Source organism: Microcystis sp. M169S2 (assembly GCF_020245865.1).
Classification (GTDB): domain Bacteria; phylum Cyanobacteriota; class Cyanobacteriia; order Cyanobacteriales; family Microcystaceae; genus Microcystis; species Microcystis ichthyoblabe_A.
This window is the reverse complement of the sequence record NZ_JADBUB010000137.1, coordinates 18,722-40,739: the sequence shown is the minus strand read 5'-3', so window position 1 is coordinate 40,739 and position 22,018 is coordinate 18,722. Positions and strand designations below refer to the sequence as shown.

Annotated in this window: 22 protein-coding genes; 11 read left to right on the top strand and 11 right to left on the bottom strand. The window is 44.7% G+C overall.

Going from position 1 to position 22,018, the window contains the following annotated elements; all coding sequences use genetic code 11:
* Positions 1-384: 384 nt before the first annotated feature.
* Positions 385-1,149: a YebC/PmpR family DNA-binding transcriptional regulator gene (locus IM485_RS14230; RefSeq protein WP_287743893.1), complete on the bottom strand. Its 765-nt coding sequence runs from the start codon at positions 1,147-1,149 to the stop codon at positions 385-387.
* A gap of 214 nt (positions 1,150-1,363) precedes the next feature.
* Between IM485_RS14230 and IM485_RS14225 the strand changes: the two genes are divergently transcribed.
* The 6 genes from IM485_RS14225 to IM485_RS14200 all read left to right on the top strand — a co-directional run bounded on the left by IM485_RS14225 (position 1,364) and on the right by IM485_RS14200 (position 6,639).
* On the top strand, positions 1,364-1,849 hold the full coding sequence (locus IM485_RS14225) for a pentapeptide repeat-containing protein (RefSeq protein WP_104397890.1): 486 nt from the start codon (positions 1,364-1,366) through the stop codon (positions 1,847-1,849).
* A 152-nt stretch (positions 1,850-2,001) separates the two neighbouring features.
* Positions 2,002-3,933, top strand: coding sequence for a transglycosylase domain-containing protein (locus IM485_RS14220; RefSeq protein WP_287743891.1), 1,932 nt, complete (start codon positions 2,002-2,004; stop codon positions 3,931-3,933).
* 115 nt (positions 3,934-4,048) lie between these two features.
* Positions 4,049-4,294 (top strand): YlcI/YnfO family protein, encoded by a 246-nt coding sequence (locus tag IM485_RS14215; protein ID WP_287743889.1) that lies wholly within the window; start codon positions 4,049-4,051, stop codon positions 4,292-4,294.
* Positions 4,295-4,371: 77 nt separating this feature from the next.
* Positions 4,372-4,968, top strand: coding sequence for a GUN4 domain-containing protein (locus IM485_RS14210; RefSeq protein ID WP_002746508.1), 597 nt, complete (start codon positions 4,372-4,374; stop codon positions 4,966-4,968).
* 213 nt (positions 4,969-5,181) lie between these two features.
* A complete protein-coding gene (locus IM485_RS14205) occupies positions 5,182-5,757 on the top strand; it encodes a Uma2 family endonuclease (protein ID WP_287743882.1) in 576 nt (191 codons plus the stop codon).
* 72 nt (positions 5,758-5,829) lie between these two features.
* Complete coding sequence (locus tag IM485_RS14200) at positions 5,830-6,639, top strand: DNA adenine methylase (RefSeq protein ID WP_012264770.1); 810 nt, start codon at positions 5,830-5,832, stop codon at positions 6,637-6,639.
* Between the two features lie 465 nt (positions 6,640-7,104).
* Here the strand turns inward: IM485_RS14200 and IM485_RS14195 are convergent, their stop codons facing one another.
* The 6 genes from IM485_RS14195 to IM485_RS14170 form a co-directional block, all read right to left on the bottom strand.
* Positions 7,105-8,808: a family 2A encapsulin nanocompartment cargo protein cysteine desulfurase gene (locus IM485_RS14195; RefSeq protein WP_287743872.1), complete on the bottom strand. Its 1,704-nt coding sequence runs from the start codon at positions 8,806-8,808 to the stop codon at positions 7,105-7,107.
* On the bottom strand, positions 8,801-9,733 hold the full coding sequence (locus IM485_RS14190; protein WP_104397895.1) for a family 2A encapsulin nanocompartment shell protein: 933 nt from the start codon (positions 9,731-9,733) through the stop codon (positions 8,801-8,803). The genes IM485_RS14195 and IM485_RS14190 overlap by 8 nt, the downstream gene beginning before the upstream one ends.
* Positions 9,734-9,810: 77 nt before the next feature.
* Entirely contained in the window at positions 9,811-10,770 is a 960-nt protein-coding gene (epsC, locus tag IM485_RS14185) for a serine O-acetyltransferase EpsC (protein WP_287743869.1), read from the bottom strand.
* Positions 10,767-11,747 carry a cysteine synthase A gene (gene cysK / locus IM485_RS14180; protein WP_287743866.1) on the bottom strand — a complete coding sequence of 327 codons (981 nt, stop codon included), beginning with the start codon at positions 11,745-11,747 and terminating at the stop codon, positions 10,767-10,769. The genes epsC and cysK overlap by 4 nt, the downstream gene beginning before the upstream one ends.
* Before the next feature lie 498 nt (positions 11,748-12,245).
* Positions 12,246-13,103 carry a glycosyltransferase gene (locus IM485_RS14175; protein ID WP_287743864.1) on the bottom strand — a complete coding sequence of 286 codons (858 nt, stop codon included), beginning with the start codon at positions 13,101-13,103 and terminating at the stop codon, positions 12,246-12,248.
* Positions 13,104-13,174: 71 nt separating this feature from the next.
* Positions 13,175-14,779 (bottom strand): glycosyltransferase 87 family protein, encoded by a 1,605-nt coding sequence (locus tag IM485_RS14170; RefSeq protein WP_287743861.1) that lies wholly within the window; start codon positions 14,777-14,779, stop codon positions 13,175-13,177.
* A 285-nt stretch (positions 14,780-15,064) separates the two neighbouring features.
* On the opposite strand from IM485_RS14170, the gene IM485_RS14165 reads away from it, so the two are divergent.
* Both IM485_RS14165 and IM485_RS14160 read left to right on the top strand, forming a co-directional pair.
* Complete coding sequence (locus IM485_RS14165; protein ID WP_104397900.1) at positions 15,065-16,723, top strand: glycosyltransferase family protein; 1,659 nt, start codon at positions 15,065-15,067, stop codon at positions 16,721-16,723.
* Positions 16,720-17,685: a glycosyltransferase family 2 protein gene (locus IM485_RS14160; protein ID WP_287743858.1), complete on the top strand. Its 966-nt coding sequence runs from the start codon at positions 16,720-16,722 to the stop codon at positions 17,683-17,685. The genes IM485_RS14165 and IM485_RS14160 overlap by 4 nt, the downstream gene beginning before the upstream one ends.
* Positions 17,686-17,729: 44 nt before the next feature.
* Here IM485_RS14160 and IM485_RS14155 read toward each other — a convergent pair whose 3' ends face one another.
* Positions 17,730-18,095: a DUF1815 family protein gene (locus IM485_RS14155; RefSeq protein ID WP_002801757.1), complete on the bottom strand. Its 366-nt coding sequence runs from the start codon at positions 18,093-18,095 to the stop codon at positions 17,730-17,732.
* A 341-nt stretch (positions 18,096-18,436) separates the two neighbouring features.
* Positions 18,437-18,562, bottom strand: a complete 126-nt coding sequence (locus tag IM485_RS14150) for a hypothetical protein (protein WP_287743855.1) — start codon at positions 18,560-18,562, stop codon at positions 18,437-18,439.
* 75 nt (positions 18,563-18,637) lie between these two features.
* On the opposite strand from IM485_RS14150, the gene rpe reads away from it, so the two are divergent.
* A complete protein-coding gene (gene rpe, locus IM485_RS14145; RefSeq protein WP_002736739.1) occupies positions 18,638-19,345 on the top strand; it encodes a ribulose-phosphate 3-epimerase in 708 nt (235 codons plus the stop codon).
* Here the strand turns inward: rpe and IM485_RS14140 are convergent.
* The gene (locus IM485_RS14140; protein WP_287743853.1) at positions 19,342-19,464 is read right to left on the bottom strand and encodes a hypothetical protein; all 123 of its coding nucleotides are present in this window, start codon (positions 19,462-19,464) and stop codon (positions 19,342-19,344) included. The two genes, rpe and IM485_RS14140, sit on opposite strands and share 4 nt — an antisense overlap.
* A 154-nt stretch (positions 19,465-19,618) precedes the next feature.
* Positions 19,619-20,425 (bottom strand): histidinol-phosphatase, encoded by an 807-nt coding sequence (hisN, locus tag IM485_RS14135; protein WP_287743850.1) that lies wholly within the window; start codon positions 20,423-20,425, stop codon positions 19,619-19,621.
* A gap of 358 nt (positions 20,426-20,783) precedes the next feature.
* On the opposite strand from hisN, the gene IM485_RS14130 reads away from it, so the two are divergent.
* Both IM485_RS14130 and IM485_RS14125 read left to right on the top strand, forming a co-directional pair.
* The gene (locus tag IM485_RS14130; protein ID WP_104397905.1) at positions 20,784-21,278 is read left to right on the top strand and encodes a coiled-coil domain-containing protein; all 495 of its coding nucleotides are present in this window, start codon (positions 20,784-20,786) and stop codon (positions 21,276-21,278) included.
* Positions 21,279-21,330: 52 nt separating this feature from the next.
* Positions 21,331-22,005: an ATP-dependent Zn protease gene (locus IM485_RS14125; RefSeq protein ID WP_287743848.1), complete on the top strand. Its 675-nt coding sequence runs from the start codon at positions 21,331-21,333 to the stop codon at positions 22,003-22,005.
* Positions 22,006-22,018: the final 13 nt, after the last annotated feature.

Genomic DNA, 22,018 nt, shown 5'->3' with positions numbered 1-22,018 from the left:
CCTAAACCATCCATCGCTGGAACCACGCTAACTATCGGGCTATGAAGCACCAAGCTCGCCTTGGTCTTAACTGTCCGAACAGTCTCATTTTATCTTTGATAGCGTTATTCTATATCCTATTGAATTTCCTTCAGTTTCTTTCACCCTGAAGGTGCCTAGCGCTGTCGGTCGCTTCTAAGAAACTAGAGGCTAAGAAACTAGAGGCTGAAATAAGGCAAATTCGTCAATCATACTAAATCCGCCGAGTATAGGCTACATATCAGGAGAGGCACTCATGCAAAAGGGGGAATAAATAATCAGTTTTTAGTAACTGGATTTAGGATTAGAATATTTTCATGTTTGACTGTGCCAACTTTGGCATCAGGACTGCCTAGGAATTTAGGATCACAGATCCCCTAACATCAATTCCTCGACTAAATCAAAATTAGCTGTCACCGATTGCACATCATCTAGGGATTCTAGGGTGTCGATTAACTTCAATAAAAAACGGGCCTGTTCTCGATCGCTCACTTCTAGGGTATTAGTGGGAATCCAGCGTAATTCTGCTTCTTTGACCTTAAATCCCGCTGCTTGCAGAACCTTATTCAATCTCTCCAGGTTAGACACCTCAGTAAAAACTTCTGCTCCTTGACCTTCCTCCTCACTGTCAAAAAACTCGTAGGATTGGGCCTGGCCCTCTAGGGAAGCTTCTAAAAGCTTATCCTCATCAATAGTTCCCTCAAGGCGAATTACCCCCTTATGGTCAAACATCCAGCCCACACAGCCCGTTTCACCTAAATTACCGCCATTTTTGCTAAAAGCCACTCGCAGATCCGCAGCCGTGCGATTGCGATTATCGGTCAGTGCTTCGATCAGGATCGCCACACCCCCGGGACCATAACCCTCGTAGCGAATTTCCTCAAAAGCTGAGTCATTTTCCCAAGTTCCCGCCCCTTTAGCGATCGCTCTTTCGATATTGTCATTAGGAATACCGGCCGCCTTGGCTTTTTCGATCGCCGTGCGTAGCTGAAAATTGCCCGCCGGATCCGGAACACCGTTACGCGTAGCCACGATAATGGCCCGGGATAACTGGGTGAAAGTTTGCCCTTTTTTGGCATCAACTCGGGCTTTTTGTCGTTTAATATTTGCCCATTTACTATGACCAGCCATATCTATCTAAGATATCCAACATCAAAAATCTAGCAGATCGATCGCCCTTGGTAAATCGGGGGATAATTGTCAACGAGTGCCGGGTAATGATAATAAATCCTGTGTAGAAACTATAGGGGGGCGGCTAGTTCGAGCATTTGTACTAAAATTCCCGATATGCGGTTTAAATCCAGTACAGCTTATTATAGAAAAGGTTGATTGATCAGGTGGCAATATGGCGCAATTTTCTCGCAAAACTCTACTAACCTTGTTTGCTAGTATATTAGTATTAATATTTTCTTTGGCTCCGGCCCAAGCCCTCAGTTATAATAACCGCAATTTGACCAATAACGACTTTGCGGGGCAGGATTTGCGCGATTCCACCTTCGATCACTCCAATCTGCGCGGTAGTAACTTCAGTCATGCCAATCTGGAAGGAGTGCGCTTTTTTTCGGCCAACTTGGAGGGGGCCGACTTTAGCGATGCCAATATGAGAAATGTGGATTTAGAATCGGCCCGTTTAACCAGAGCCAACTTTACCAATGCCGTTCTCGAAGGAGCTTTCGCCACTAACATTTTAATCAAAGGTGCAATTATCGACGGAGCCGATTTTACCGATGCAATTATTCGCTCCGATGTGGAAAAATATCTTTGTGAGATAGCCACAGGAACTAACCCCATAACTGGCAGAAATACCCGCGATACCCTATTTTGTCCCTAATCGCGCTGTCATGACCGATCGAACTAGAGCCAGATCGGCCATAATTGCTGTAAGCTAGTATTCGATTTTTTAACAAAACCTATAGAATAGACTTTCAAGCCAGTCAGTTCGATCGATCAGTCCCCTCTTGGAAAAAGGAAATTATAACCATCGTGTCCACCAGTACCCTCGGCAATCAAGACAAAGAGCAGCAGTCCAGTAGTTCCCCCGATAGCTTTCTTCAGGGAGTCTCTAGAGTTGCAGGGGGAACCGCTCTGGGCCTGTTGATGGTATCCACCGCCGTGGTGACGGGGGCTGTGGTAGGATTAGCGATTAGTTACCGCAATCTACCGGATGTCAGGATTTTACGCGGTTACGTTCCCACGGAAACCAGTTATATCTACGATGTTAAAGGCAGACCCCTGACCAGCTTACACGGGGAAGCGCATCGGGAAGTGGTGGAACTCGATCAAATTTCTCCCAATCTAAAACGGGCCGTGATGGCGATCGAAGATAGCCATTTTTATCAGCATCGTGGTATTAATCCTAATAGTATCGGTCGGGCAGTAGTGGCTAACTGGAAAAGTGGCGGTGTGGTGGAAGGTGCATCTACTATCACCATGCAGTTAGTCAAAAATATCTTTCTTTCCCATCAGCGCACCGTTAGCCGTAAATTAGCCGAGGCGGTCCTGGCAGTACGAGTGGAACAGGTTTTTAGCAAAAATGACATTCTGGAAATGTACCTCAATAATATCTATTGGGGTCATAATAATTACGGAGTCCAAACCGCCGCCAAAAGTTATTTTAATAAACCCGCCTCCGAGTTAAATTTAGCAGAATCGGCGATGATGGCCGGATTAATCCAAGCGCCGGAAGTTTATAGTCCTTTTAATAATTATAAAACCGCCAAGGAAAGACAAGCACTGGTTCTCAGTCGGATGCGTACCTTGGGTTGGATTACCCCCGCACAGGAAGAGGCCGCTTTAAAGGAACCTCTGAAAGTGGGTAAACCCACCGCTTGGCAAGAAAGTAAATTACCCTACGTTACCGATGCAGTGGTGGCAGAATTGCGGCAAAAATTTGGCAAAGAAACCCTAACTAAAGGGGGAATGCGGATTCAAACCACGATCGATCTCGACTTTCAAAACATGGCCGAGTCCACCATCCAACGGGCCTATAATAGCTTGCGTGGTCGCGGTATTCGTACCAAAGACCTACAAATTTCTCTGGTCGCAGTGGATCCCCGCACCCATTTCGTCAAGGCGCTCGTCGGTGGCGTTGATTACAATAAAAGTCAATTAAACCGGGCCATTCAATCCCGTCGTCAACCGGGGTCAGCTTTTAAACCCTTCGTCTATTATACTGCCTTCGCTAGTGGTCGTTTTACCCCCGAAACGGTGGTTAATGATGCTCCCGTCCGTTTTCGCGAGGCCGGCGGCTTCTATAGCCCAAAAAACTACGGTGGCGGCTTTTCTGGTCCGGTTTCCCTGCGTAGCGCTCTGATGCAGTCTCTGAATATTCCCGCAGTTATTCTCGGTCGTCGCGTCGGGATAAATAAAGTCATTGAAGTCTGTCGTCTGCTGGGTTTCGAGAGTCCTTTAATTGCCGTGACCTCTTTACCTTTGGGATCCGTGGATGTGACTCCTCTGGAAATGGCGGGAGCTTACGCTACTTTTGCCAGTAATGGCTGGCATTCTAAGCCTACCTTTATCATGCGTGTTACTGATAGCCGTGGTAACGTCATGCTCGATAATACACCCAAACCGAAGCTAGTTTTAGACCCCTGGGCCACCGCTTCTCTCAATTCTGTCCTACAGGGAGTTATTCAGGGGGGAACAGCAACCTCGGCCCAAATCGGTCGTCCGGCAGCGGGAAAAACCGGTACTACCGATAACGAGAAAAATGTCTGGTTTGTCGGTTATGTTCCCCAATTAGCCACCGCAGTGTGGATTGGAGATGACCAAAATCGCACTTTAGGTAAAGGTATCACCGGCGGCGGTTTTGCCGCTCCCATTTGGCGCGATTTTATGGCACAAGCACTCAAAAATGAACGGGTAGAATATTTTCCCTCTCCCTCGAAATTCCGCAAACCAACAGTTAAGTAGATGGTTAATCTAATTGGTTTGATCGTAATTTATCGATCGAGTAAAGGTGGCTATGTTAAAAATGAAACCCACGCTTTGAGCCTTTAGGTTTCCTACGATTAATAGGTAAGTTACCATGAGTACCATCCAAGTTCAAATTCCCGACTCATTACAGAAAAGTTTAGATGATCTAGCGGCTCGTGATGGAATTTCGATCGATCAATTTATCTTTACTGCGATCGCTGAGAAACTTTCAGCGTTGATGACAGAAAATTACCTAATAGAAAGGTCCAAAAAGGGAAGTCGAGAAAAGTATCAGGCAATCTTAACAAAAGTTCCCGATGTTGAGTCAGAAGCCTATGACCGGCTGCCGACTGTCTGACATATCACTGCACCCGACTTTCTGCTAGACTTTGACAAGGCGGGTGAGTTCAACCGTTTGACTAGCTGAGAGACTGTATGTCTGGGAAAAAGTTAGGTATTCATACTACTATCGAAATTGTAGCTTTTCTATCAGCTTTGGCTACAATTATGGGTTTTGTCTATTTTTTCTATGATCGCCACTTTGTAACTTGTAAACCTATGGAGGGATTTTCGTCAAACAGAGATGCTTATTATTCATGTCTTCGTAAACTGCTTAAAGAAAATAGGTGGGAGGACGCTAATAGAGAGACTCTAAGACTAATGTTGCAAACGGTCAATAGAGAAGGAGAAGGATTTATAGATACAAAAACTATGAAAGAATTTCCTTGCAAAGATTTGTTGATTATTGAAGATTTGTGGTCAAAAGCAAGTCAAGGCAGATTTGGCTTTGATACTCAGCAAAAAATATGGAAAAGTGAAGGCGGTGAACCCTATTTAACTGATGAGAATTCAGAGGCTTACCATAGGTTTCGCAGTGCAGTGGGATGGAAAAAAGGAAAAGATCCTAACTTTTCTCTGAATGCTCCATATGGCCATTTACCAATATTAGGATCTCATGGAAAAATAGGAGGAATTGCAAACACATATCGAATTGCAGAGTGTCTAGAAAAGAAAGAGTGGGAAGCGCCATAAACAAGGTGAGAGCATCTGAAAAGCTATTAACAATTGGCCAATTTTGTAATCCCCGTGGGCATTTCCAGTGATACCGGTCAGTTAGAATAGTTAAGAAATCGACCCATTTGATTGAGAGGGCAAATTCTCCTCAAATATGCCTGAATCGTCGGTAAGCAACCCAGATAAAGTTCATTTATAATAAAGTCACAAAAAAAACCTTTGCTTGAACCGATGACGACTTCCTTTACTGAGAGTCTCACCCTTGAAGATTTCCTCAAATTGCCATATTTGGAGGATTCTCCAGCATGGGAATACTTGCATGGAGTCGCAATTCAGAAACCCATGCCTAAGACTCGACACTCTATCCTGCAAAAACGTCTTTTAGCTGCGGTTGACAGCCACACTGCTGATTATACAGCTTTACCTGAGTTGCGATGTACCTTCGGCGGGCGTTCGATCGTTCCTGATGTTGCCGTAATTGCATGGAATCGAATTAACCTGAATCAAGCAGGTGAACCAGAGGACGACTTTAGGGAAGCACCTGATTGGACTATCGAAATTCTTTCACCGGATCAAAAGGTAAACCGTGTAATTGACAACATTTTACATTGTTTAAAACACGGCAGTAAATTAGGATGGATGCTTGATCCAGATGATTATTCTGTTTTAATGTTTACTCCCCAACAAGAGCCGGAAGTTTGCAGAGGGGATCACCAGCTTAAGGTAATTGCAGGGGTTGAGTTGACACTGACTCCACAACAAATCTTTGCCTGGTTAAAAGTTAGTCAAGCTAGACAAAGTAAGTAAAAGTCGGGGGAGAAGCACAAGGACTAACTTGGTCGTTAGACAAAATTCAATAATAAACGGATTTAGTATAAAATGTCAAAAATTAAAAGTCCCTTGCGTTATCCTGGGGGGAAATCCCGGGCAATTAAGCAAATTCTGCCGCAAATTTCTGTCAATATTAGGGAATATAGAGAACCTTTTTTTGGTGGTGGTTCTGTGTTTTTTGCTGTTAAGCAACTCTTTGGACAACAAATAAAAACCTATTGGATTAATGACTTAAATTATGATTTATATTGTTTCTGGCAATGCGCTCAAGAAAATATTGAGTTATTGGTAGCAAAAATAACAGAAATTAAACAGAAATATGATAGCGGACGAGAATTATTTCAAGATTTGACAAGGGAAGATTTAAAGTTAACCAACTTTGAGAAAGCGGTGCGTTTTTTTATCTTAAATCGGATTACTTTTTCGGGAACAGTGGATTCGGGGGGGTATTCCCAAGCAGCTTTTACCAGTAGATTTACTGATTCATCAATTGCCAGATTAACTCAAATTGCGCCCCTATTAGCATCGGTAAAAATTACTAACCAAGACTACGAAGAATTATTATTTGCTGAGGGAAAAGAAGTTTTTATCTTTCTCGATCCACCCTACTATAGTGCCACAAAATCCCGTTTATACGGCGTAAGAGGTAATTTACATACTAGCTTCGATCATCAACGTTTTGCCGATAATATGCGTCAATGTCAGGCTAAATGGTTAATTACCTACGATGATTGTCCAGAGATACGAAAACTCTTTGATTTTGCCCATATTATCGAGTGGAATCTTCAGTATGGCATGAATAATTATAAACAAGGAGCGGCGGCATCCGGTAGGGAATTAATGATCAAAAATTATTAGTGCCAGATTGTAGTGGAGTATTTATCTACCATAATTTAGCCGGCATTATTGATGAAGATTTGGAAAAATCCTCATCAGCCTTCCTAGGAAAGTCAGACAAATCCGTTTTTAATAGGATGATTAACTCCCAATCCAACTTGAAAAACCCACTCCCCACCCTCCTATATATTTTAAATAGGGTTTGCTGAATAAATCTAAAAACCTTGTTGGATAGGAATTTTAGACTTTTTCCCCATCAAAAAGTGCCAGACCTTGGGGTGATCGGGGGGGGAAATTTAGGCACTTTTTCCCTGAAAATTAGGTAATTGACCAGATGAAAATCGGTAAAACCCTACACCCCACACCCCACACCCCACACCCCACACCCTAACCCCACCAACAAACTTTTTCAGCAGACCCTAAATAGGTGGCAGTTCAGGGGGAACTGGAATAGGTGTACAAGCTGCCGCACCTATGACCGTCAGTTTATTCGTGTTGCAGACGTTCCAACGCGGCCACTAGCACATCCACCTCGGCCTTAGTATTGTAGAAAGCCAAGGAAGGGCGCACCGTTGCCTCTAGACCAAAGCGTCGCAGAATGGGTTGAGCGCAGTGATGACCTGCCCGCACGGCAATCCCTTCCCGATTCAGGGCCTGTCCAATGACTTCCACATCAAATCCCTCTAGCACAAAGGAAAGCACGGCAGCCTTATCGGCCGCCGTCCCAATCAAACGCAGGCCCGGAATGGTTGTCAGTCCCGCAGTGGCGTACTCCAGAAGTTCATGCTCATAATTGGCAATGGTGGTCAAACCAATCTGCTGAACATAATCCAAGGCCGTCCCTAAGCCAACGGCATCGGCAATATTGCCCGTTCCGGCCTCGAAGCGAGTGGGAGCCGCCTGATACACGGTACGCTCAAACGTCACATCCACGATCATGTTGCCGCCGCTTTGCCAGGGAACCGTGGCATTCAACAGGTCTTCTTGACCATAAAGTACCCCGATCCCTGTGGGACCAAAGACTTTATGCCCGGAAAAGACGAACCAATCACACCCTAATTGTTGAACATCGATCGGAATGTGGGAAACCGATTGAGCTCCATCTAACAAGACTTTAGCTCCGACCCGATGGGCTAAATCAATGATTTGTTTGGCGGGGGTAATGGTTCCCAAGGCATTGGAAACATGGGAAAAAGCCACCAGTTTTGTGCGGGAGTTGAGTAATTGTTGGTACTCTGCCAGTAAAATCTGCCCGTAGTCATCGACGGGGACAACCCGCAATTTTGCTCCCGTTTGGGCGGCTAGTTGCTGCCAAGGCACAATATTGGCATGGTGTTCCAGATGGGTGAGGACAATCTCATCCCCCGCTTGTAGGGTTTGTTGTCCCCAGCTTTTTGCCACCAGATTAATGCCTTCCGTTGTTCCCCGCACGAAAATGATTTCGTTAGCAGATGAGGCATTGAGAAAACGGCGTACCGTTTCTCTGGCCGCTTCGTAAGCATCTGTGGAACGGGCCGCTAATTCATGGGCGGCACGATGCACATTGGAATTTTCATGGCTATAGAAATGAACGAGGCGATCGATGACTGCTTGGGGCTTTTGAGTTGTTGCGGCATTGTCGAACCAGATCAGTGGTTTGCCATTCACCCGTTCTTGCAGGATGGGAAAATCCAGGCGAATGGTATGAACATCAAAGAAGCTAGGTCTTTGAACGCTTCGCCCGCTTGCCTGGGGGACAAAAAGGGGATCGATCCCCTGGACTTGAACAAGCTGGCCCGGTTTGGCCACTACCGCCGGAAGGTCGGGGATTTTTGTTTCTAACTCTTCGATGAAGTAGAAAGAGGGGGTGGCTAAGGATACAGCCAAGGGTAAACCCTGCTTGCCCTGAGCTTCGTCGAAGGGAGCTTCGTCGAAGGGAACTGTGGGCCGTTCGCCCACAGCAGCCGGGGAGGTGGCTGCCGTGGATGGCACCAGATAATCCCGATCTGTACTCAACCCCTTCGCCACCTCGGCCTTAAGGTCATGCCGTTGTAGTTCTTGAATTATCGTCTGGGCGAGATGCTCAAGAAGGTCAGGTTGAAATAAGGGGTTAAGAGAAATGTTCTCGACCTCAGTTGGGGCAGTCGTGGGCGGGGATACAGAGGGTAGATTCCCCGCCGCCTTTTCAGGGATCAGTTCGGGGTTAGTCATAGTCGTAGATGTGGTATTGGTTGACATCAACGTTCTCCAGTACGGCCGCCGCATCGTCGGTCAACACTGCCAACGAACAGTAGAGGGAGACCAGGTAAGAGGCGATCGCCTTGCGACTAATCCCCATAAATCGCACCGACAAGCCAACTCCCTGTTGACCGGGTAAATTGGGCTGATAGAGACCGACCACCCCTTGACGGCTTTCTCCTACCCGCAATAACAAAATATTGGTTTTGCCTTGTTCATTCACAGCCAACTTATCGGAAGGAATCAAAGGCACGCCCCGCCAAGTAATAAACTGAGACCCGAATAATGACACCGTAGCAGGGGGTACACCCCGTCGGGTTGCTTCTCGGCCAAAGGCCGCGATCGCTTTAGGATGGGCGAGGAAAAATGCCGGTTCTTTCCACACCTTCACCAGCAACTCATCCAAATCGTCCGGCGTGGGCGCACCATTGCGAGGTTGCACTTTCTGGGAATCAACAATATTGTTGAGCAATCCGTACTCATGGTTGTTGATCAACTCATTTTCTTGACGTTCCTTCAGCGTTTCAATCGTCAGGCGCAATTGTTCATGGATCTGATCGTGGGGACTGCTGTAGAGATCGGACACGCGAGTGTGAACATCCAGTACCGTATTCACCGCACTCAAGAAATACTCCCGGGGGGTCTCTTCGTAATCCACAAAGGTTTCGGGCAGCTCCCGCTCATCTCGTTCAGAGCAGGCCACCTCAACCTGGGAGGCATCCCTGACTTTATTGAGACGATAAATCCCGGCGTCAACGGGTAGCCAATGCAAGAGGCGAACGAACCACCGGGGTGAAATGGTCAATAACTGAGGAACGGTCTTTGTGGCATTGGCCAACTGCCGAGCGGCAGCATCTCCCAAAGCCAGTTGCAATTCATGATCTTGGGTATAGGTCATTGAGTTAAATCCTCCAATTCAAAGAAAAAGTAACAAAGCGACTGTTATGGCCGAACAATCACAGCCCGGACAGCCCCTCAAATTCCCGAGCCGTCATCAAACATTTCCTGTCGTAGTTGCGCCTGGGAGATAAAACCCCCCGGCGGCACACTGCGGGTTAACCAAACATTTCCACCGATGGTGGCGCCCCGACCGATAGTTACCCGACCGAGAATCGTTGCACCTGAGTAAATCACCACATCATCTTCAATAATCGGATGACGGGCTTGACCTTTGATTAAACTGCCCGATTCGTCCCGGGGAAAACTTTTTGCCCCGAGCGTGACCGCTTGGTAAAGGCGCACGCGATCGCCAATCACCGTGGTTGCCCCAATCACCACCCCCGTCCCATGATCGATAAAGAAACTATTGCCAATCGACGCGCCGGGGTGAATGTCAATCCCCGTTAAGGAATGGCCAATTTCACTGATAATCCGCGCCAACAGGGGCGATTCCAACCGATACAGGGCATGGGCAATGCGGTGATAAGTGATTGCCGTTACTCCTGGGTAACAAAACAACACTTCATCTAAATTTCTGGCTGCCGGATCACCTCGATAGGCCGCCGTGATATCCGTTTCCAGTAGAGCTTTCAGATGGGGTAATTGAGTGGCAAAGGCTTGTACCGTCCCTTGGGCGTGCTTCTCAATCTGGTCTGACGACCAGTGCAACTGCGACCCCAGCAACCACTGTTCACGACAAACCTGGTGATGCAGCAGTTGTAGGACTTCATTGAGGGTATGACCGATAAAATAGCGGCTGGACGTTTCGCCTAAATCGGGATTGCCAAAGTGATAGGGAAAGAGAACGGCACGCAGTCGATCGACAATCCGAAATAAGGCCTCACGGGAGGGCAAGGGAAAATGGCTTCGTGATTGAGACCAACTGTGGAACGACTCGCCACGAGGTTTGGACAATTGAGTGATAATCTCATCGAGATCCAAGGACAAGGTTGGTTGGGAGAGAGCGCTGGAAACGCTCGGATGCTCGCTCGTCATGCCACTAACCCTTGCTCATTAAATACCCCTTGGAATAGGATGGAACTCAAATACCGTTCTCCGGAATCTGGCAAAATTACGACTATGGTTTTGCCTTGGTGTTCGGGTTGTTGTGCCAAGCGAGCGGCGACGGCGGCGGCGGCACCGCAGGAAATGCCAGAGATAATCCCTTCTTCCTTAGCCAACCGTTGGGCATAAAGAATGGCCTCTTCGTTGGAAACGGTTTCAATCCCATCCACGAGGGATAAATCTAGAACTTCGGGAACAAACCCCGCCCCAATGCCCTGAATTTTGTGAGGGCCGGACTTCAATGGCTGACCTGCCCGGGCTTGGGATAGTACGGGGCTGGCTTCTGGCTCCACCGCTACCGATAAAATCGGTTTTCCTTGGGTTTTTTTGATATAGCGCGAAACTCCCGTAATGGTTCCGCCCGTTCCCACACCCGACACGAGAATATCGATCTCCCCATCTGTGTCCTGCCAAATTTCGGGGCCGGTGGTTTCCTCATGGATGCGGGGATTGGCGGCATTGCGGAACTGTTGCAACAACACATAGCGATCGGGATTAGATGCGGCAATTTCTTCTGCCTTTGCCACCGCTCCGGTCATGCCCTTAGTCCCTTCTGTTAACACCAGATTGGCTCCATAAGCGAGCAACAGTTTGCGCCTCTCCAAGCTCATGGTTTCAGGCATAGTCAGGGTCAGGGGAATCCCCTTAGCGGCGGCTACAAAGGCTAGGGCGATGCCTGTATTGCCACTGGTGGGTTCCACCAGTTCTTTGCCCGGCCCCAATAGTCCCCGTTGTTCTGCATCCCAGATCATGGCCGCACCAATACGACATTTGACCGAATAGGCTGGATTGCGACCTTCAATCTTGGCCAGAACCGTGGCGTGACTGTTGCCAACGACTCGATTAAGGCGCACTAGAGGAGTCCGCCCGATCGACAAACTGTTATCTGCGAACCATTTCTTACTCACAAAATGGCAACTCCATGATCAAAATACGACAGTTCACCAGATTGGCTCATCTTGAATTCATTTAAAATTCATTTTGAATCCATTTAAGATTCATCCTAGCCTATGCACTATCAACCTCTGGTCAAGCTAAACAAATCTTTATAATTAGGGGTTGCTGAATAAATCTAAAAACCTTGTTGGATAATATCTTTAGGCTTTTTTGAAATCAAAAAGTGCCCGCCATGGGAGTGGTCGGGGGGAAAATTCAGGTACTTTTTCCCCGAAAATTAGGTAATTGACCCTCTGAAAACGGGTAAAACCCTACACCCTACACCCCACACCGTACCCCCACGAAAAACTTTTTGCCGCAAACCCTAATTAGGAGGGGTAGGCGATCGCTGTGGTTGAAGAATCAAGGTATAGGAGGGCGGGAAGTGGAGATAAGCCACTCGCCGCTCTCCTATAGCTTTTAAACAGGATTTAGCAAGAATAATGCCTGAAGCCGCAAAACTAAGGGTTTCAACCTAGACGCAGTTTAGTGATAATTCTTTGACAATAGAGTTGAATTCCTTCTAACTTAGCTAGGGAGAATTTGGGTTTAATGGGAAGGATCAGTAAAGACATAAAACTCATCCGCAGCAAGCGATAAACAAGGATAGTTAAAGTCGTATGTTTTTCGAGACTGAGAAGATAACTATATATATTATGAGTTAGTCTTAGATAACCATAGCGACGGGTGATAGAAGATGGTTCATGAATGATTTTAATCTGATTGGTAACAACGACTAAATAGCCTTGATTTGCGTATCTTCGGGAAAAATCAAAGTCTTCGTAGTAGAGAAAGTAATCGGGATCGAAATGGGGACAAGTGGAAAAATTCGAGAAGTTAATTAATAAACTGCATCCCGTCACCCAGTCGGGAATTAGATAGGGTTTATCTCGATAGTCTAAGGATTCCTCTACTACGTTAATTGTACCGATTTTAGCATTAAATTTTCCCCAACCAAACCAGATTTTACCATCCGGTTCGTAAATTTCTGTACCAGCGATGGCAACTTCGGGATATTGCTGAAAAAATTTGCTGGCTTTCTCCAGAGAGTCTGTTAATAAATAAGCGTCGGGATTAACTAACCAAACGATAGCTTCTCTGTCTTGTTGATAAATCCAATTAAGTCCTAGATTACATCCTTTCCCAAATCCTAAATTTTCCCCCGCTTCAATAATCTTGACTCTTTGCGCTGCTAAAGATTGGATATTTTTATCTTCAGTGGAATTGTTAACAATGATGAGAGTAGCAGATAAGTTATCGTTGAGGGAAGCGATTAAACGCTTAATTAATTCCGCGCAATTGTAGTTAACCGTCAATAGATAAATCATTACAGATCACAGGTAGGAGTCACTGGTAATTAATAATTGTTAGAGAATAGAGAATAGCTTTCCCGTGCTAATTACTTTTTCCGAAGACGACAGAGATTATACTTTTCGATTTTGGTGGGAAAGGGTTGACAATTTTGGAAGTCAATCTCCAGATTTTCTTTAGCTAAATCCCCCACTATATCAGGGGATTTTTTATTAAAGTCTGTTTGCAGAATGTAGAGAGATTCTGGGGGAGTATTAGCAATAAATGTCTCGGCATTTTTTCGCATTAAAGTTCTCTCACTGACTCCCATATTTCCTCGCAATCGCACAAAACGAGTCGAAGCGGGAAAATGGGGAACTAGATAACCCGTTCCTTCATCTCCCCACATAACAATCGTGGAATTTTCGTAGGGTTTTAATGCTTGACTATCGATACCAAAATAATTATCTGACCATCCCATTCTCCACCAGTCTAAGGGTTTGACTGTAGCAGCAATTAAGGCAAAAATAGCGATTGAGATTATAAAAACTGTCCTTTTATGAGGATAAAGATAGGCAATAATCAGGATAATTAAAACTGGTGTGATTAACTCTAAAACCATCAAGTAACGATAGATAGAAAAACCCTTTAACCAGATCAGATAGGCACTACAATAAAAAGGTAATAAAAATCCGAGAATGGGTAAATGGACTAAACTATTTTTTTGCTCTAGAGAACGGCGAGAGGTGTACTGATAAATAATCACTCCCAGAAGAATTACAATTAGAACATAGGCAATAGCAAAACGAGTCTCTTTAAATTTTACCTCAGCCACTAGGGTTTGTTCCTGCACAAAATAAAAGGGATAAAATAAAAATTGCCAAACATCTTTCGGTAAAAAGCGGGTATCTTGCAGGTTAAAATCTGTTTCGATATAGGGAGATTGAAAAATTTTGTTGAAAAAGGGAAAAAGGGGATTAGCAAAATTGGTCCACATCAGGATTATCCAATAACCCATCGTCAGGGAAAATCCCACAGCCATAGAGAGAATTAAGGACAGAAGATTACGCAGCTTTTCCTGGATGGTAGTGGTTAAAAAACTAATCGCCACGATTAAACTGATACTATACAATGCTGTGGTCAATTTTAGTCCTGTTGCTAGTCCTAAAAGCAATCCTGCGAGAATTATCGTTTTAACCTTAACTGGTTGATTACGACCAAGACAAGCGATAATTAAAAATAATCCTGCCAAAACAAAAACACTGCTGGTACTATCACCAATACTGGTTCCCAACTCTGATAGAAAAGCTGCCCCAAAAATACTGGTAATTGCTGCCGCTATGCTTAAAGTTATCTTGTATCTTTCGGAAACTTTATCGAAGGAGTGATAAGTGATTAAATGAACTAACCACTGATTTAATCCATGGAAACCTCCCAAGAAAAAACCGACCACCACCGGAGGTATTTTTAGGTAATAGATAGCAACGAAAAAAGGAACATCCATCAAAGGATTAAAGAAAGTTTGTATCTGTGCTGGGAGGACATCATACTTAAACCTTCCTGTCAATAACATATAGGGATTATAAAAATGATAATTGCGTAAATCCCAGCTAACATCTTGACCTAAGATAACTGATAAAATCCCTAGTCCGATAAAATAAACTACTGCCCAGAAGAGGGGATGAGTCAGGGTGAACCGTTTTAATAATGCCATAATTTAATCAATAATTTTGGTGACTTCGACGAGAAAACTAAACCCAATAGGACTGTTTACTTTCAGCAAAAGCCAATCAGTTATTAGTTTTTACTGTGCCATTAGACTAATTACTAGCTCTGGGATGAGTCGGCCTTTTAGCTGATAGCTTTTTACTTGATATACCATGTTTGGCTAACAAATACAAACGGAAACTTTTGACTCCAAAAAACGTCTTTGGGCAAGTTGACCAAATTTTGATATACTAAGGTGATAAAATTGCCCACCATACTGACTCGATCGCCCATGAAGTCCAGAAAAGGGTTAATCTCGGTCAAGCAAGCTTATCTAAAAATTCTATCGGTCATCCTAGTTCTGGCGATAATTGGTTTATCGGTAGTCGGAAACTATGGTATCACTTGGGACGAACCGATCGAAGTGGATATGGTCAATCATAATCTCGAATATATCCGAGAAAACAAGCCCATATCAGAAATGTCCCGTCATTACGGCTTTTATTTTAACTACATATCCCAACTTATCTACAAAACCAAAGAAAATTTTTTCCCTGCTACCCCCAATCTTCCTCCCAATCCCACTGATAAGGATAAATGGCTATCGAGGATCTGGCAAATAACCCGGGTTAAGCACGTCGTCACCTTTCTTTTTTCCCTGATTACCTATCTATCGGTGGTGGGAATCGTCGCTATCCTAGCAGGAATCGAATCCGCTTGGTTAGGTGCGCTAATTTTAGCCCTATTTCCCGCTTTTTGGGGTCATACCTTCTTTAATCCCAAAGATATTCCCTTTGCAGCCATGTTCACCCTCGGAACCTTCGCTGGTTCCCTATTGCTGGATAAATATTTTCAGTCCGAAAATAAGGCTATTAAACTAGGATTTAACCGTTTAACCGTTTATTCTTTCCTCTACGGGATTCTTGCTGGTTTAATCACCGGAATTCGCATCGGTGGCTTTTTCATCCTCTTTTATCTGATCTTCGCCCATCTGGTGGCCCGTTGGGATATCGAAACCCTCCCCAAAACCGTCTGGCGTTTTCTGCCCCTATACGCAGTTATTCTACTTTTTTGGGCAATAACCACCTATATTGTCCATCCTGCCGCTTGGAGAAACCCGATTACTTGGTTTATCGAAGCGATAACCCTCATGTCAAAGTATAACATCTGGGATAATACAGTTCTCTTTGACGGTCAAAATATCCCCGGTCGTTCCCTACCTTGGTACTATCTACCCCGGCTATTTTCCCTCACCACCCCCGTCCTCCTGCAAATCGCCGCCCTGGTGGGTGTAATTGGGATTTTGACAAAAATGACCAAATTAACGCCAAGCCAGCGTGCTTGCGCCATAATCACCGTACTCCAAGCGTTTTTACTGCCTACCGTTGCTATCCTGCGTCAATCTACCCTCTACGACGGCATCCGTCACTTTTTATTTGTCATTCCCGCCCTAGCAGCGATCGCAACTACGTTCATTATTTGGACATACCATAAACTCAAGCGAAAGTCAATAAAAATCTTTCTAACGACCCTGCTAATTCTCAACTTTAGCGTCATTGTCTATGACATGATCAGTCTGCATCCCTACGAATACACCTACTATAACCGCGCCTACGGAGGCTTAAAAGCTGCCCACGGTCAACAGGAAACCGATTACTGGGGATTAAGTCTCAAAGAGGGGATGGAATGGCTTAATCAAAATGCCGCCGCTAACTCTACCATTGTCGTTAGCGGTCCAATGTTTGCGGCGGAAATGGTAAAGAATCACCAACGAAACTTTACGATGATCTATCGAGATGACTTTGCTTGGGGAAAGGCCGCCGACCCCGATTATTACATGGGTTTATCCCGATACGATTATTTCCAAGCTTTCCCCCATTGTCCCATTGTTCACGCCGTCCAACGCCAGGACACCCCCCTAACCATCATTAAACGTTGTCGTCAGCCATGATCGAAATGACCGCTATTCCGCCGATTTCTTTGCAAAACTACCGTATCGCTGCGATTATTCCCTGTCACAACGAAGAACTAACGATCGCTAAAGTGGTCTCCCAATTCCAAACTTTTTTGCCAGAAGCGGCCATTTATGTTTATAACAACCGCTCTAGCGATGATACCGTGACCGAGGCCCTGAAAGCGGGGGCGATCGTGCGTCAGGAAACCCAACCGGGAAAAGGTAATGTTGTCCGGCGGATGTTTGCCGATATCGAAGCGGATATCTATATTCTCATCGATGGTGATGATACCTACGAAATTGCGGCAGTACGACGCTTAATTGAACGAATGTTGGGGGAACAATTGGATATGGTGGTCGGTGCGCGTCGGGAAGCGGTAAAATCCTCCCAGGCTTATCGCCGGGGTCATCGCGCCGGTAATCTATTTTTAACAGGATTCGTTAAATTTCTGTTTGGAGCGCGTTTAATCGATATGCTCTCCGGTTATCGCATCTTTTCTCGTCGTTTCGTCAAATCTTTTCCCGCTTTGTCCAATGGTTTCGAGATTGAAACCGAGTTAACTATCCACACTTTAGAATTAAAAATTCCCTTCGCTGAAGAACCAACCCTCTACGGGGAACGTCCCGAAGGTTCCCAAAGTAAGTTAAAAACCTTTCAAGATGGCTGGCGGGTATTGGGAACCGCTATCCTACTTTTTAAAGAAATTCGTCCTTTTCTCTTTTTTAGCCTTGTCTCGCTAATTTTGGCGGTTATTTCCCTCCTCTTAGCGATTCCCGTCCTGTTTGAATACCTCGAAACCGGCTTAGTACCACGTTTTCCCACCGCTATTTTATCGGCCTCGATCATGCTTTTAGCCTTTTTAAGTTTGACCTCTGGCATGATCCTCGATTCCGTCTCCCGGGGACGAAAAGAGATGAAACGAATGGCTTATCTAGCTAACAGTTGGCTGAAAGGTTAGGGAAAAAAGTTCACTAAACATACAGGTCTAGGTCATATATCGGGTTAAACCGTCTCTAACCGTTGCAGCACGGAGGAGGGTTTTTTGTCAATAAATTCCGCTGGCGAAATTTGATATTTAATCAGATTGGCTAATTCCTGTAGTTGGCTGATGGCTTCCGCGCCTTCGAGTTTCATTAACTCTCGATCATCGCGCATTTCTGTCCAGGTGATGCCGTAATCGGACACGAGAAACCGAATTAGATGGGTTTCACCCAATCCGACCATAAAAGATGCGCTGTTCATTTGACCGCCACAGGTGTAGCAAGATGCTAGATAACCTTGATTTTCTAGTGCGATCGCTAAAGCCTGTAAATCCATGACTAAGTCTTTGACCAGTTGGCGATGCTGTTCTGCAAGTCGTTTAAACACAATTTTCCTCCTGATAACACTCCTCAAGTATAAAACCTTAACACTTTTTTAAGATTCTTTTTTGAGAAAATAAGGTACGCGAACTAAGTTTTCTTACGGATGGTAAGTAACAAAATGTAAAGAACCTGAAACCTAGGGTAGCGTGAATTCCTGAGATAGCCAAGTATATATAGCGGTTCTCGCACCTGTGCGGCACACTTAAACCTTTGCTGATTAAGCTGTTCAGGATTGGGAATGTACCTCTTGTGAATCAGAAACGCTATATAACCACAAAGCCACCAGTTTATCCATCTTTCCACCCCCTCGATCCCAACTATTCCCATCATGCCTATTTTTAAAGTTTATGATCCAGTTTCGACAAAAAAGTTCGTAAATCTAGGTAGGTGGGGTGTAGGGTGTGGGGTGTAGGGTGTGGGGTGTGGGGAGAATAAATAAAAATAATCTCCTGTCTCCTGACTCCTGATCACTGATTACTGATCACTGATCACTGATTGCTGATAAGATTGTTACGAAAATATAAACACGAAATTCTATAGTTAGCCATGACCCAAAACGGAAGCTCGAAGTCGATCGTTGTCTCTCCCTCGATCCTATCGGCGGATTTTAGTAAATTAGGAGCCGATATCGAGGCTGTGGATAAGGCAGGAGCCGATTGGATTCACGTTGATGTGATGGATGGTCGTTTTGTCCCGAATATCACCATTGGACCCCTGATTGTCTCCGCTATTCGTCCCTATACGAAAAAACCTTTAGATGTGCATTTAATGATCGTCGAACCGGAAAAATATGTGGCTGACTTTGCGAAAGCGGGTGCTGACATTATTTCTGTTCACGCTGAACATAATGCTTCTCCCCACCTCCATCGTACTCTTTGCCAAATTCGCGAACTCGGTAAACAAGCGGGTGTGGTATTAAATCCCTCCACTCCCTTAGATTTAATCGAATATGTGCTGCATTTGTGCGATTTAGTCTTAATTATGAGCGTTAACCCTGGTTTTGGTGGCCAGAGTTTTATCCCGGAAGTTGTCCCCAAAATCCGTCAATTACGTCAAATCTGTGATGAAAAAGGCTTGGATCCTTGGATTGAAGTGGATGGCGGCTTAAAACCGGCTAATACTTGGCAAGTTCTCGAAGCGGGTGCTAATGCGATCGTAGCAGGTTCGGCGGTATTTAATGCCCCTGATTACGCAGCGGCGATCGAAGGTATCCGTAACAGCAAACGTCCCCAACCTCAATTAGCCACCGTTTAATTGTCGCAGGGGTGGGTTAGCTGTTGATTAATTAGGGTCTGCTGAAAAAGTTTTTTGTGGGGACAGGGTGTGGGGTGTGGGGTGTGGGGTGTGGGGTGTAGGTTTTTACTGATTCCCATCTGGTCAATTACCTAATTTTCAGAGAAAAAGTCCCGTAATTTTCCCACGATCACTCCCATAACTGGTACTTTTTGATTGACAAAAAGTCTAAAAGTCTTACCCAACAAGGTTTTTAGATTTATTCAGCCAGCCTTAATTATCTTAGTATTGGCACTAACCCACTCTGCTGATTTCTTCTAAAACCTGCTGCCATAAACCCGAATTAGAGACGGCTAAAACTTCGCTAGAATCAGCTTTTAGGGGATTACCTGACCAATCGCTAATTATTCCGCCAGCACCTTCAATAATCGGGATTAAAGCACAAAAATCGTAGTATTTCAGGTCTGATTCTAGGATTACCATCGGCATGGCAGTGCAGCCGGTGGCTAACATCATATAGTTATAACAATCACCCCCAAAAGCGGTACGTTTACAGACGCTTTGCAGCTGACGAGCGATCGCTTGTTGTCGTTCTGTGATAAACATTAAGGGGGTGGTGGAGGCTAAACAGGCATTTTTTAAGACAAGTTCCCGATCTTGACGGTAGGGATTAACAATCATCTGGTTATTATAAAGACTCGCTTTTCCCTTCACTCCTAACCAGCGATCGCCTAAAATCGGTTGATCGACAATTCCTAAAATAGGTTGATTTTCTGCCACTAGGCCGATTAAAGTCCCAAAAATCGGTAATCCTTTGACAAAAGAGGATGTGCCATCGATCGGATCCAACACCCAATAACGACCACTTTGGGAGGGAATATTGGCTCCTTCTTCCCTAATAACCCCATCTTCGGGTAATTCTCGCCGAATAATCGCCACCATCGCCTCCTCAGCTTCTTGATCGGCGATTGTTACTATTGAGGAAACTTGATCGAGTTTTGTCTCGGTTTCTAGATGGGGCTGCCGAAAATAGCGCCGGATAATCTCTCCAGACGCGTCCGCTAATTGATGAGCTAGTTGGATAGTGCGATCAATATTCATCAATAAAAGTTATCCATACAGGAAAACAATAATGTTTATTTATGGTAAAGGGGAAGTGGGGAGAGGTGGAGGATTTAGCGGAAATTTCCCTATCACCCTAAATCCCTATTGCCCCTTGCATAGTGCGATCAATATTCATCAATAAAAGTTATCCATAGTGGAAAACAATAATGTTTATTTATGGTAAAGGGGAAGTGGGGAAGTGGGGGAAATTTGCCTATCACCCTAAATCCCTATTGCCGCGTCGAAGCTAGAACTATCAGTGGGTAACAGTTTGATTTTGACTCCATAATTAAATTAGTCAACGATCGACTCAATCTCAAGACGAGAAAAAATTAATCTATTAGGAGTTTAGCTGATGACGGCTTTTACGGAAAATGACCTAAAAAGGTTAGAAAATCTGATTATCAATGGACAAAAAGCGATCGAAACTCGTTTAACCTCTCTGGAGAATGGACAAAAAGCGATCGAAACTCGTTTAACCTCTCTGGAGAATGGACAAAAAGCGATCGAAACTCGTTTAACCTCTTTGGAGAATGGACAAAAAGCGATCGAAACTCGTTTAACCTCTTTGGAGAGTGGACAAAAAGCGATCGAGAATAGCATCGGAGAGATCAAAAGAGAAATTCAGGTCTTAGAGATAGGACAGACGGAAATTAAGGGAGAAATCAGGACTTTAGACGCAAAAATCACGGGTTTAAATGCAAGAGTGCAACTCATCGAGGCATCCGTGGGAAAAATTCCCGATTTAGCCGAAAAAATTGGGGAGGTAAAAAACTGGAAACAGATCGGTATATCGATTGTGACTGCTTTTGTGGGTGGGGTAATTGGTTGGTTAATTCGGGGAAAATAAAACTAAGGAATGTAACATAGTATTAAGCATTTGTATATTTTTATCAATTTTTATGGAACAGACAGCTTTAAATCTGATCGCAATTACCGTTTTTTCGATCACTCTTTCCGTATTTGTCACCCCTTTGCTGTCTATTTCGCCTTTTGTCCCCGCTTTGGCTACTTTTAGCCTCTTGGGATTAGTTACCGTTGATACTCTCACCTTTAATAACCGGGGCGTGACTTTGCTACTGGATGCTCTTTCTCCTAGTAAACACCGTCAAAGAGTTATTTACCACGAAGCCGGACATTTTCTCACCGCTTATATTTTAGGCATTCCGATCGCCAGTTATAGTTTGACCGCCTGGGAAGCCTTTCGTCAAGGCCAGGAGGGAGTCGGCGGTGTTCAATTTGAACTGGCAGATTTAGAGCAAAAAGTCAAGAATTTTACCGATTTTCCTGCTTTTTTAGAGAGAATTTCTACGGTGTGGATGGCGGGAATTGCTGCCGAAACCTTAGTTTATGGTAAAGCGGAGGGGGGGGAAAGCGATCGATTTTATCTGCAATCGGCCTTAAAATTAGCGGGGGTTCCTGAGAATAATTATGCCCAAAAAGAGCGCTGGAGTTTATTACAGGCAAAAACTCTTTTAGAAAAACAACAGACTGCCTATCAAGCTTTAGTGATAGCTATGGAAAAAAGGGCCAGTGTGGAAGAATGCTGTCGGGTGATTAGTGAAAGTTTAGTATAACGGGAAAAGTAAT